Source organism: Pedococcus sp. P2_E5 (genome assembly GCF_056403895.1).
Map to the genome: position 1 here is coordinate 1 of NZ_JBFUEP010000063.1, position 11642 is coordinate 11642.

An 11642-nucleotide genomic window follows, 5' to 3' on the forward strand; every position below is an offset into this window, starting at 1 on the left:
GCCGCACGCTGACGCGGCGGACGCCCCCCACACCGACGCGGCCGACGCGGCCCACCCCGACGCGGCCCACCCCGACGCGGCCCACGCCGCGGACGCCGCCCTGGCCTTCCCCTCGGCGGTGGACCCCGCAGGGCGCTGGGTGCCCATCGGGCCCTCGGTCGTGCGGCGCGGCCAGGCCGTGGACCGGCCACGGGTCGCCGGCCGCATCCGCGACATCGCGGTGGACGCGACCGGGCGACGCGCGTATGCCGCGACCGCCCAGGGCGGGGTCTGGTACACCGACGACGGTGCGGCGACGTGGTCGCCGGTCGGCGGCTGGTCCGAGCGGCGCCGGATCCGTGGGGGCGCGGTCAACGCCCAGGCCTGCGGCTGCCTCCTCGTGGACTTCAACGCGATGCCACTGCTGGACACCGTGCTGGTCGGCACCGGCGAGCCCAACTTCCTGCCCGTCGGGACAGCCGCGCCGACGGGGGAGACGACGATCGACGGGGTCGGTGTCCTCGCGGCGATCGGCCCGACCTTCCCACCCGGTGCGGCCGAGCCGTGGGAGCCCGACACCGGTATCGCCGCGCTGGAGGGCCTGGGCATCTTCAAGCTCCTCCGCAGCCCGGCGAGCACCCCCGGCCTGGCCACGGCCGGCGCCACCCAGGACGTCGTCATCGCCTGCACGACCAACGGCGCGTTCCTCGGCCGGCGGCAGTCGTTGCCGGCGGGCGGTGGCAACCCGGTGCGCGACGGCTACGTCTGGCAGCGACTCGCCGCGGTGACCACGGCCTTTCCGGCGGCGCCGATCTCGGACGGTGTCTGGCTGCCCGGCGGGCGACTCGTGCTCGCGGTGTCGGGTCAGGGCCTGGCCTTCAGCGACAACCTCGGCGCCGCGGTGACGCCGCTGCCGCTGACCAACCCGGTCGCGATCACCGGCCACATCAGCCTCGCCGCGACGGGAAACACGGTCTACGCGATCGGCGAGACGGCCGGCAACCCCGCCCTGTGGCGGGTGGCCGACGCGACCGTGGCCGCACCGACGGCCGACGACGTCGGCACCCCGGGCGGGGCCGGCGGGGTCCCCGCGACGCTGTGGGGGACCCAGCGCGACTACGACCAGTGCATCGCCGTCGACGTCGTCGGGGCGGTCCACCGCGTCTACTTCGGTGGCAGCTCCTTCTCCTACGGTCCGGCCGACGGTGACTGGGGCGCGAGCCTCTACTGCTTCGACGTCGCCGCGTCCGGCGTGGCGGCACCGCCGTTCGTCCTCCAGGCCACGGTGGGTGTCTCCTCGGCGGCCGCCCTGCCCGGTGGTGACGGCGCGACCGCGGCCGGGGCCATCGGCAACAACGTCCACGGCGATGTGCACCGGCTCGTCCTGACCGGCAACGCCCCACCGCGCCGTCAGGTCTGGGCAGCGACCGACGGTGGCGTCTTCGTCTCCGACCGCTCCGGTCGCGTCGGCACGTTCGCGGCGTGCAACACCGGGCTCGCCTCGCTCCAACCGGTGTTCGTCCGCAGCCACCCGGTCAACGGACACCTCGTGGCCACCGGCTGCCAGGACAACGGCAGCCAGGTCCGCATCGGCGACTCGGTCTGGGACGAGCCGTTCACGGGCGACGGCGGGGGAGTCGCGTTCCACCCCACCGCCTCCCACCTCCTGGTCCGTCAGTTCAACAACACCCGGTGGTACTGCACGTCCACCGCGGCCTTCGTCGACCCGATGACCCGCAACCCCGGCGAGCCGAGTCGTCTGGTCGGCCCCGGGCCCGAGGGCAACGTCGCCTCCTTCTACTCCGGCGCGGCCACGGTGCGCGTCCCGCCCATCGGGCCCAACCCGGCCACCGGTCGCCTGGCCGTCGGCACCTACCGGGTCTGGATCACCGACGACCTGGGGGTGGGCGTCGGGCCCAACACCTGGCGCACGATCCCGTACCCCAACGGTGTCGCGGTCGACGGGCGCCCTGGTGCCAACGGCGCCGCCACCCCCCTCCAGCTCCAGATCGGGCTCACTGCGCCGTTCCTCGGGACGATCGTCACCCTCACGTGGGTGTCGCCGACCCAGCTGCTCGTCCTCTACACCGGCGGCATCGTCCGCTACACCGAGAACCCGCCGGGGACCTGGGCCTCGACGACCTGGTCGATCACCAGCCCTGCCGTCGCGATCCCACGCACCACGACGTTGACCGATGTCGCGGCAGTGCCCGGCACCCAGGACTTCTACGTCGCGACGACCGGAGTGGTCGGCGGTCCCGACGAGACCCTCTGGTTCCTCAACAGTGCCGACGGCCGCTTCAAGCGGACGACGCTGCGCCGCCAGCTGGACGCCGGCGGGCCCGTCAACAGCGGCCCGCGCGACCCCGTCTTCTCCGTCGTCGTCGACCCCGGCGACGCGACGGGCAACACGGTGTATGCCGGCACCGTCACCGGCGTCTGGCGGGGCACTCGCACCAACAACACCACGGGTGCGCACACGTGGGTTCCCTACGTCAACGGGCTGCCCCAGGCGACCGTGCAGGACCTCGACATCTGGCGCGACCCGGGCGGTGCGCTGTCGGCCCCCCGGCTGCTCCGGGCGGCCGTCCAGTCGCGTGGGGTGTGGGAGGTCGACCTTGCGCGAAACGCGGTGCCGCAGACGTGGATCCGTTCGCACCGGTTCGACGACCGGCGCAACCCGCTGACCGTGCACACCGACCCCCTCGCGGCGCCGCCCGCGCTGCCGGCGTCGCTCGCGGCGAGCCCGGACATCGCCGTCCGGCCGAGGTGGCCCGTCGCCGCCACGCCGGTCTTCCTGCCGGCGCCCGCGATCACGGCGATCAACGCGCCGGCGTACGACGTGTGGACCTTCCAGACCGCCTTCAGGTGGCTGCATCCCAGTGTCGTCGCCAACGGCCAGTTCTCCGACGCGCTCGGGCGGCTCGTGGCGCTGCACCGGACCCAGATGGCGCCGGCCAAGTCGGCCGTGCCGCAGATCGACGCGGCGGTCTGGAATGACGTGGTCGGCGGTGTGCGCGTCAAGGCCGACGGCACGGTGACCACCGACACCGCCGACCCGCGGGCGGTCTACCGCGCGCCGTGGCAGACGCCGCGCGCCGCCACCACGACGGCGACCGAGGCCGACCTGCTGGACCTCGTGCCCCGCAACGTCGTCAACGAGATGTGGACCGTCTTCCGCGAACCCTCGACCGTCGACGTGCTCGTCCACCACCGCGATGCCATCGGGCTGCGGGCCAACCAGGGCTTCGTCGTCCTGCTGTGGCGCGTGGGCGCGACCCCCGCGGACCTGCTGGCCCTCTCGGTGACCACGCTCCTGCCCTTCCTCACTGCGGCTGCGGCCGGGACGGCGCAGGCGGTGCCGGCCGGCTGGAACCTCGCGACCGGCGGCGGTGGGGTCACCTGGCGGACGGTGCCGACGGCGGTCGACGCTCGGATGCCGCGAGCCGTGTCCATCGACGTCGACCTCACCCCGGTGCCGAACAAGCAGCAGGTGCTCTTCCTCGCGTTCGTCGGGTCGATCGGTGCCGGCGAGGTGTTCGTGCCACCCTCCATCGCGCCGGGTGCGGTCGTCCCGCCGACCACCGTCTCCGAGCTCGTGCGGTTCTGCCCCTATGCCGCCGCCCGCATCGTCCACATCGAGAACCGCCCCACCTGACGCCCCTCGCCGGGACGCCGTCACCCTGCAGACCCCAACCCTGGGGTGCCGCGACCCGGTCAGGCGCGGAAGACGACGACGCGCGGCTCGATGTTGCGGCGGTCCTGGCCGCCCTGCAGCGTGTAGCCGCTGGCGACCCACGAGGTCGTCCGCGTCGGGTGCGCACGACAGGCGACGTAGTCGCCCCACTTGCCCGCCTGCGGCGAGTGGGTCGAGGTCGCCGTCGTCCTCGTGGCCCAGGTGTTGGCCTGCTGGTCGAGGACGCCGACCGCGTGCGCCGGCTGGGTGGGGCCGCCGAAGAACGCGGTGAGGCCGATGCCGCCACGCCTGTTGGGAGCTGCCGCCGGATAGGCCCAGGCGCCGTTCTGGCTCCAGAGGTCCGGCTCGGCGACGACGGCCAGCGACTGCTCATCCAGGGTCACGCCCCGGATGTAGGGCTGCGGCCGCCCCGGTCCCCGGCCGGCGCTCCACAGGAAGCCGAGCCGGCCACCGGCCCGCCAGGCCCCGGTGATCCGGTCGTCGCAGCGGCTGAGCCACGGCTGGCCGTCCGGCCCGAGCGAGCGGTAGTCGCTGTCGTTCCACGGTGTGACCGGGATGGTCCAGGCACTGACGTTCGCCGCATCGTCCGGCCACTGGAAGAGCCGCAGGGAACGGCGCGCCTGGTCGTTGCCGGCGAACCACATCGAGGAACCGGCCCCGGAGACCAGGCGCAACGACCCGACCGCGGTGGTCGACCAGTGCCGCCTCGTCAGGGGCCCGGTCCGGGCAAGGTCGGCGCGCGCGTACCTGATGACCCCGGCCCGCACCCACCGGTCGGAACCGTCGTAGTGGTTGAACGTCAGCCACAGGTTCGTGGTGCTGACCGCGAGGTCGGGGAAGTCGAACCACACGTCGGCCCAGGCCGGGTCGAGGTCGGCCGGCGCTACGTCCCACCAGCGCCAGGTCCCGGAGGCGGCGGTCCGGCTGACGGCGAGGCGAAAGATGTTGCTGCGGCCCGATTTCGAGTACTGCAGCAACCACACCCAGAGGCGCTGGGTCGGCAGGTAGGTGACGAGCTGGTCGCAGCAGAACAGGCCGCGGTCGGCGGGGAACTCGGTGAACGGGTTGAGCAGCGACCAGGTCGCGCCGCGGTCGGCCGAGCGCGTGGCATACCAGTTGCCCGTCACGAACAGGGTCGAGGAGGAGACTCCGACAGAGGGCTCACCGACCGTGCCGGTCTGGGTGCCGGTGGCCGCATCGTCGAGCGCGATGTTCGCGGTGATCGTCACCACGGTTCGGCCCCCCTCACTCGGGGTCCGTGGGTGGGGGAGCGGACGGCGGCGGTGCGACCGGTGTGGCAGGAGGCGTCTCCGGCGGCTTGGGGCCCGGCTTCTTGCGCTTCGCCGACTGCTGTCGGTCGCGCTGGTCCAGCTCGCGGTCGCTCATCGGTATGCCGAGGTCCGGCTCGGCACCGGCGGGCAGGCGCTCGGCCGCCTCGGCTCCGGCCAGGGCGTCCTCCAGGGCCCGGTCCCGCCTCGTGCGGGGACGGACGTGCGTGCCCGCGAGGGGGTCGGTGCCCTCCTGGGTGGCCTCGGTGGAGGCGGCCCGCCGCTTGGAGGTCATCAGCCCGGGTCGCCCCCTGAGCCGTCGCGCGCCAGCGCGGGCTCCAGCGGTCGGCGCCACTCCACCCGGGCCAGCACCGCGAGGACCGCGGCCGCCACCAGGAAGACGAGGGCGATCGCGCGCTCGGTCCCGCCACTGCCGGCGTCGCCGCCCTCGCCGCCGAGTCGCTCGATCCAGTCCGGCACCAGCGCCGTCACGACGGCCAGCACGGCACCGATCCCCGCGAGGACCACCTCGGCCCAGAACCGTCTGCGCACCACACGTCCGCCCATTGCCCGCTCCTCACGATCGGCCGGCCGGCTGAGTCCGCCGCCGCTCCCGTTGGGGGCCCCGGGCCCCCATCCAAGGATGGACCCCGACCGACCTCGCGACAAGGTGTTGGAGGGGGCGCTCGGGCACGCGGGGACGGGCCCCGACATCCGCTGGGAGGCCACCTCGCGGCATACCGGAGTGTGGTCAGGACCACCCGCCCTGCCGGGGTCAGGCGGGCGGCGCCGCATTAGAGTGAACGCAGGTAGTCCCCAATGGCGCTGGAGGCCTTGTCACCATGTCTGATCGTCCCGTTTCCGTCATCGTCGCGGGTGCCCGCACTCCCATGGGCCGCCTGCTCGGCTCGCTGAAGGACTTCTCGGGCGCCGACCTCGGTGGCTTCGCCATCAAGGGCGCCCTGGAGAAGGCAGGAGTGAGCCCCGACCAGGTCGACTACGTGATCATGGGCCAGGTGCTGCAGGCCGGCGCGGGGCAGATCCCCGCCCGCCAGGCCGCCGCCAAGGCCGGGATCCCCATGTCCGTCCCTGCGCTGACGATCAACAAGGTCTGCCTGTCGGGCATCAACGCCATCGCCATGGCCGACCAGCTGATCCGTGCGGGCGAGTTCGACATCGTCGTCGCGGGCGGCCAGGAGTCCATGACCAACGCCCCCCACCTGCTCGCGAAGTCCCGCGAGGGCTTCAAGTACGGCGACGTGCAGCTGCGCGACCACATGGCGTTCGACGGCCTGTGGGACGCCTTCACCGACCAGGCGATGGGGCTGCTCACCGAGCAGGCGAACACCGGTGACCAGGAGTTCACCCGCGAGCAGCAGGACGAGTTCGCCGCCCGCAGCCACCAGCTCGCCGCGCGCGCCTGGAAGGACGGCCTGTTCGACGACGAGGTCGTCAGCGTCTCCATCCCGCAGCGCAAGGGTGACCCGCTGGAGTTCAAGACCGACGAGGGCATCCGGGCCGACACCACGACCGAGACGCTGGGCAAGCTCCGCCCGGCGTTCTCCAAGGACGGCACCATCACGGCCGGCACCGCCAGCCAGATCAGCGACGGCGCCGCAGCAGTCGTGGTCATGAGCAAGGCGAAGGCCGAGGAGCTGGGGTTGTCCTGGATCGCCGAGATCGGCGCCCACGGCGTCGTCGCCGGCCCGGACTCCACCCTCCAGCAGCAGCCCGCGCGCGCCATCGCGAGGGCGTGCGAGCGCGAGGGCATCACGCCGGCCGACCTCGACCTGGTCGAGATCAACGAGGCGTTCGCTGCCGTGGGCCTGGCCTCGGCCAAGGAGCTCGGCATCGACGTCGACAAGGTCAACGTCAACGGTGGCGCCATCGCCCTCGGACACCCGATCGGCATGTCCGGCGCGCGGATCGCCCTGCACCTCGCGCTCGAGCTCGGTCGCCGCGGTGGCGGTGTCGGCGCGGCCGCCCTGTGTGGCGGCGGTGGCCAGGGTGACGCCCTCATCGTGCGCGTTCCCAAGACCGACGCCACCACCGACGCCAAGGCCTGAGTGGCCCCCCGCACCGTCGACGTCCCTGCCCTGGTCGAGTCGGCCAGGGCAGGGTCGCCTCGTGCCGTCGCGCGGCTGATCTCCCTCGTCGAGGACGGCCACCCGGCCCTGCGTGAGGTGATGGCCGCGCTCGCGCCGCACACCGGCAGGGCCCACATCATCGGCATCACCGGCAGCCCCGGCGTCGGCAAGTCCACCTCGACCAACGCGCTGGTCGGTGCCCTGCGCAAGCAGGGCCGACGCATCGGCATCCTCGCCGTCGACCCGTCCTCGCCGTTCTCCGGGGGCGCGCTGCTCGGCGACCGGGTACGCATGCAGGACCATGCCCTCGATCCCGACGTCTACATCCGGTCGATGGCCAGTCGCGGCCACCTGGGTGGGCTGTCGTGGACCACTCCGCAGGCGTTGCGAGTCCTGGACGCCGCCGGGTGCGACGTGATCCTCGTCGAGACCGTGGGGGTGGGTCAGTCCGAGGTGGAGGTCGCGGGGCTCGCGGACACGACCATCGTGCTGCTGGCACCCGGCATGGGCGACGGCATCCAGGCCGCGAAGGCAGGCATCCTCGAGATCGGCGACATCTTCGTCGTCAACAAGGCCGACCGCGACGGGGCCGACGCCACTGTCCGCGACATCCGCCACATGATCTCGCTGGGCGATCGCACCGAGCCCAACCTGTGGCGCCCGCCTGTCCTGAAAACCGTTGCACAGCTTGGTCAGGGCGTCGACGAGGTCATCGAGGCGATCGAGAAGCACACGGCCTGGATGGAGGAGTCCGGCGCGTTGCGTGAGCGCCGCATCCGTCGGGCCGGCGACGAGATCGAGTCGATCGCGCTCCAGGCGCTGCGCGCCAAGATGGGCGACCTGCGCCACGGCAACGGCGTGGACGAGCTCGCGGCCGCCGTCGTGGACGGCACGACCGACCCGTATGCCGCGGCCGACCAGATCGTCACCGCCCTCGCCTGAGCGCTGCGTTCAGTCGCGGCCGGAGGTGACGAGGCCGTCCCAGTCCCAGCGCGGCATACCGAGGCCCTCGGGCACGCTCGCGCCCTCGTCGTGGAACTCGTTGACGTCGGCGACCGCCCACTCCATGTAGGCCCGCAGGGCCGCCCGGAACTCGGGGTCGTCGGGGAGTCCCACGTCGTCGGCCGCCGCGACGAAGCACTCGACGAACAGCGGTCCGAGCTCGAGCATCCCCGGCCCGTTGCCGGCATGCATGCGCAGCATCGACGAGTGGTCGCTGAGCTGCTCCGAGAACCGTGCTGGCCCGCCGAGCACCTCGGCCCAGTAGGCGGCGAGCCGCTCGACGTGCTGGGGGTCGAGGTCTTCCTTGCTGAACGGGTGGTTGAGCAGCGGGTCGGCGATGCAGCGCTCGTGGTGGGCGTGGGCCAGGGCGAGGAACGCCTCGTCGCCCCCGGCGAACTCGTACAGGCTCGGCCGCATCCCGGCAGCGTCGCACGGTGTCCAGGTGAAGTGTCAAGGTGCACCCGTGGCGAATAGGGTGAACCCCGGACCCGATCGAAAGGACCCGAGTGCAGCCCCAGGTGATTGCCGGACGCTACGAGGTGATCCGTTCCATCGGCCGTGGTGGGATGGGCACGGTCTGGCTGGCGCGTGACACCGTGCTCGGCCGCGAGGTGGCCGTGAAGCAGATCGGTGCGCTGCCCGGCGAACCCGCAGCGGCGGCACGGGCCATGCGGGAGGCCAGGATCGCGGCGTCCCTCAACGACGCCCACGCGGTCGGGGTGTTCGACGTCGTGGACGAGAACGACTCGCACTGGCTGGTGATGGAGTACGTCGAGGGGCAGAGCCTGGCCGAGAAGATCCACGAGGTCGGTGCCCTGCCGCCCACCCGGGTCGCGGCCATCGGGTCCGCAGTGGCGAGTGCCCTCGCGCGGGCGCACGAACGCGGCATCGTGCACCGGGACATCAAGCCCGGCAACATCCTCATCGACAACGTGGGCACGCCCAAGATCAGCGACTTCGGGATCGCGAGGGCGCACACGGACGACCAGCTCACCCAGACCGGGTTCATGACCGGCACGCCCGGTTACCTCTCGCCCGAGCTGGCGCGAGGTGGCGACCCGACTCCCGCCACCGACGTCTGGGCCCTCGGCGCGACGCTCTACTACGCGGTGGAGGGCCAGCCGCCCTACGAGTCGCAGGCCAACCCGCTCGCCACCCTCCAGGCCATCGCCCGTGGTGAGGCCCGGCCGATGGAGCAGGCCGGTCCGCTCGGCGGGGCCATCGCGGCGATGATGAACCAGGACCCGACACAGCGCTGGGACATGCCCACCGCCTCCGAACGGCTGGGCCGGATCGCCGCTGGCGACACCACCCTGGCCCTGCCCGCGGGAGCCGTTCTCCCGGGGGCGGGAGCCGCGGACGCCGGGGCCACCGAGGTGCTCGCGGCACCGCTGGAGACCACCCAGCGCCTGGAGACGCCGCCCCTGCCGCCGCCCACGGCATACCCGCCCCGGGCTGACGAGCCGCGCAGGGACGAGCGTTCGCGCGCACTGGGCTGGCTGGTGGCGTTGGTGGTCCTCGCGCTGATCGGGCTCGGCATCGCCTACGCGCTGACCGACGGGTTCGGCAGCAAGACCCCCGACACCGGCAGGACGACCACGGTCACGTCGACCCAGACCCAGACCGAGACACCGTCGAGCTCCTCCTCGTCGAGCTCCTCCAGCTCGTCGACCAGCAAGACGTCGACCACCACGACCGCTCCACCCAAGTCCGACGAGCAGCTGACCCGGTTCATCGAGTCCTACTACCGCGACGTCACCAAAGAGGGCAAGCGCGACGACACGTTCGCCCAGCTGACCCCCAAGATGCAGCAGGCCTCCGACGGGCGGGAGGGGTACGAGACGTTCTGGAGCGGCATCAAGTCGGTCGAGGTCGGTGACGTGGAGTCCAACGCCGACACCGGAGAGGTCACGGCACAGCTCACCTTCGTCAGGCAGGACGACAGCAAGAGCGACGAGACCCATAGGCTGACGGTCGTGAGGGACGGCGACTCCTGGCTCATCGACAGCGACACCCCGCAGTGACCCTTCTGTTGGAAGCGAAACACCCGGATATCCGGTAGTTCCGCTTCCAACCGAGGCGGCCGGTGAGGCTGGTGAGGGGCGGAAAACCATTGGCGGACGGCAAGTCTGCGGGCCTACCGTCGAGGGATGGAGATCCGCAGACTCAACCCTCACGACGAGGCAGAGCTTGTCCGGTTCCACGAGATCGGCGAGGCCGCCGAGCGCTTCGAGCGTCCCTACGCCACGACGTGGGGGCTGGACGAGATGCGCATCGACCTCACCGAGGAGGACCCCTCCGAACGCAAGGACTGCGTGGTCGCCGTCGACGGCGACGAGATCGTCGGCGCCGGCATCGCGTTCTCCGCGACCAACGACAACACCCACCTGTCCTGGCTGATGCCCTGGGTGGAGCCGCAGCGGCGCCGTCGGGGCATCGGCTCGGCCGTCCTGGCCGAGCTCATCGCGATCTGCCGGGCGGACCACCGCACCGACCTGGTCCTGGAGACGTCCTACCCGTTCGACCGCCGCGAGGACCACCCGTACCGCCGGTTCGCCGAGAAGAACGGCTTCGCGCTCGCCAACACCGAGATCCGCCGCGTGCGCACGCTGCCGGTCGAGGACGTCGACCTCGAGGCCGTGATGCAGGAGGCAGCGCAGCACCACGAGGGCTACCGCATCGAGACGTTCGACGACCCGGTTCCGGATGCGCTGTTGCCGTCGATGTGCGCGGCCCACAACCAGCTCGCCGTCGAGGCGCCCGGTGGTGAGCTCGAGTTCGAGCCGGAGTCGCTCACGCCCGAGCTGGTCCGCATCCACGAGGACCAGCGCCGACGCATGGGCCGTCGCAAGATCTCGACCCTCGCCATCACCGACGCCGGTGACGTGGTCGGGTTCAGCGACCTGGTCATCCCGCCCGAGGACCTCCCCAACGTCTGGCAGTGGGGCACCCTCGTCACGGCCGAACACCGGGGCCACCACCTGGGCATGGCGATGAAGGCGCGCGGCCTCAAGGAGCTGCAGGCCCGGATCGGCCCGGAACGCACGCGCATCGTGACGTGCAACGCCGAGCAGAACGGCTACATGGTGTCGATCAACCAGAGCCTCGGCTTCCGTGCGGTCGAGGTGGCCCCGGCCTTCCTGCTGCGCCAGGGCTGATCGGCGTGCGGCACCAGACGGGGCGTATGCCGCGGTGCCGGCCACGCGGCATACGGTGGGGTCATGCTCGTTGCCTTCTCCGTCGCCCCGTCCGTGCCCGCCGACTCCACCGGCTCGGTGAGTGAGGCGGTCGCTGCCGCCGTCACCGTCGTGCGGGAGTCGGGCCTGCCGCACCGCACCTCGTCGATGTTCACCGAGGTGGAGGGGGAGTGGGACGAGGTGATGGCCGTGGTCAAGGGTGCCGTCGACGCCGTGGCCGCGTTCGGCCCGCGGGTGAGCCTCGTGCTCAAGGCCGACATCCGGGACGGGTATGCCGGTGAGCTCACCGCGAAGCTCGACCGCCTCGAAGCAGCGATCGACGCCGGGCACTAGCAGCGCACTCGCGCTCCGCAACACCCTGCCGGGATGGCCCGCGGGAGCGTGAATCGTTGCCCGAATGTGCTCCCCTGTC

The 11642-nt window shown here is 72.3% G+C and carries 10 protein-coding genes; 6 read left to right on the forward strand and 4 right to left on the reverse strand.

The features are described 5' to 3' along the window. Positions 1 to 3637, forward strand: a 3637-nt coding sequence (locus tag AC1DVZ_RS17750) for an RHS repeat domain-containing protein (protein ID WP_477619520.1), incomplete at its 5' end; no start/stop codon positions are given. Positions 3638 to 3696: 59 nt separating this feature from the next. Here AC1DVZ_RS17750 and AC1DVZ_RS17755 read toward each other — a convergent pair. Genes AC1DVZ_RS17755 through AC1DVZ_RS17765 form a run of 3 tightly spaced genes read right to left on the reverse strand, consistent with a single transcriptional unit; the run spans position 3697 to position 5511 of the window. Continuing rightward, on the reverse strand, positions 3697 to 4905 hold the full coding sequence (locus AC1DVZ_RS17755; RefSeq protein WP_477619521.1) for a hypothetical protein: 1209 nt from the start codon (positions 4903 to 4905) through the stop codon (positions 3697 to 3699). Positions 4906 to 4921: 16 nt separating this feature from the next. Beyond that, a complete protein-coding gene (locus tag AC1DVZ_RS17760) occupies positions 4922 to 5239 on the reverse strand; it encodes a hypothetical protein (protein ID WP_477619522.1) in 318 nt (105 codons plus the stop codon). After that, a complete protein-coding gene (locus AC1DVZ_RS17765; protein WP_477619523.1) occupies positions 5239 to 5511 on the reverse strand; it encodes a hypothetical protein in 273 nt (90 codons plus the stop codon). Before AC1DVZ_RS17765 ends, AC1DVZ_RS17760 begins: the two co-directional genes overlap by 1 nt. A 275-nt stretch (positions 5512 to 5786) precedes the next feature. Between AC1DVZ_RS17765 and AC1DVZ_RS17770 the strand changes: the two genes are divergently transcribed. Both AC1DVZ_RS17770 and meaB read left to right on the forward strand, forming a co-directional pair. Next, entirely contained in the window at positions 5787 to 7010 is a 1224-nt protein-coding gene (locus AC1DVZ_RS17770; RefSeq protein WP_477619524.1) for an acetyl-CoA C-acetyltransferase, read from the forward strand. Then, positions 7011 to 7973 (forward strand): methylmalonyl Co-A mutase-associated GTPase MeaB, encoded by a 963-nt coding sequence (meaB, locus tag AC1DVZ_RS17775; protein ID WP_477619525.1) that lies wholly within the window; start codon positions 7011 to 7013, stop codon positions 7971 to 7973. A gap of 9 nt (positions 7974 to 7982) precedes the next feature. Here the strand turns inward: meaB and AC1DVZ_RS17780 are convergent, their stop codons facing one another. Next, positions 7983 to 8450, reverse strand: a complete 468-nt coding sequence (locus AC1DVZ_RS17780) for a group II truncated hemoglobin (protein WP_477619526.1) — start codon at positions 8448 to 8450, stop codon at positions 7983 to 7985. Positions 8451 to 8572: 122 nt separating this feature from the next. Between AC1DVZ_RS17780 and AC1DVZ_RS17785 the strand changes: the two genes are divergently transcribed. The 3 genes from AC1DVZ_RS17785 (at position 8573) to AC1DVZ_RS17795 (ending at position 11563) form a co-directional block, all read left to right on the forward strand. After that, positions 8573 to 10057 carry a serine/threonine-protein kinase gene (locus AC1DVZ_RS17785; protein ID WP_477619527.1) on the forward strand — a complete coding sequence of 495 codons (1485 nt, stop codon included), beginning with the start codon at positions 8573 to 8575 and terminating at the stop codon, positions 10055 to 10057. Between the two features lie 126 nt (positions 10058 to 10183). Beyond that, positions 10184 to 11191 carry an N-acetyltransferase family protein gene (locus tag AC1DVZ_RS17790; RefSeq protein WP_477619528.1) on the forward strand — a complete coding sequence of 336 codons (1008 nt, stop codon included), beginning with the start codon at positions 10184 to 10186 and terminating at the stop codon, positions 11189 to 11191. A 63-nt stretch (positions 11192 to 11254) separates the two neighbouring features. Continuing rightward, on the forward strand, positions 11255 to 11563 hold the full coding sequence (locus AC1DVZ_RS17795) for a thiamine-binding protein (protein ID WP_477619529.1): 309 nt from the start codon (positions 11255 to 11257) through the stop codon (positions 11561 to 11563). Positions 11564 to 11642 lie beyond the last annotated feature (79 nt).

Coding starts and splice junctions, on each gene's coding strand:
- AC1DVZ_RS17760 (WP_477619522.1), bottom strand. CDS start 5,239: ATGACCTCCAAGCGGCGGGCCGCCTCCACCGAGGCCACCCAGGAGGGC.
- AC1DVZ_RS17765 (WP_477619523.1), bottom strand. CDS start 5,511: ATGGGCGGACGTGTGGTGCGCAGACGGTTCTGGGCCGAGGTGGTCCTC.
- AC1DVZ_RS17770 (WP_477619524.1), top strand. CDS start 5,787: ATGTCTGATCGTCCCGTTTCCGTCATCGTCGCGGGTGCCCGCACTCCC.
- AC1DVZ_RS17780 (WP_477619526.1), bottom strand. CDS start 8,450: ATGCGGCCGAGCCTGTACGAGTTCGCCGGGGGCGACGAGGCGTTCCTC.
- AC1DVZ_RS17790 (WP_477619528.1), top strand. CDS start 10,184: ATGGAGATCCGCAGACTCAACCCTCACGACGAGGCAGAGCTTGTCCGG.
- AC1DVZ_RS17795 (WP_477619529.1), top strand. CDS start 11,255: ATGCTCGTTGCCTTCTCCGTCGCCCCGTCCGTGCCCGCCGACTCCACC.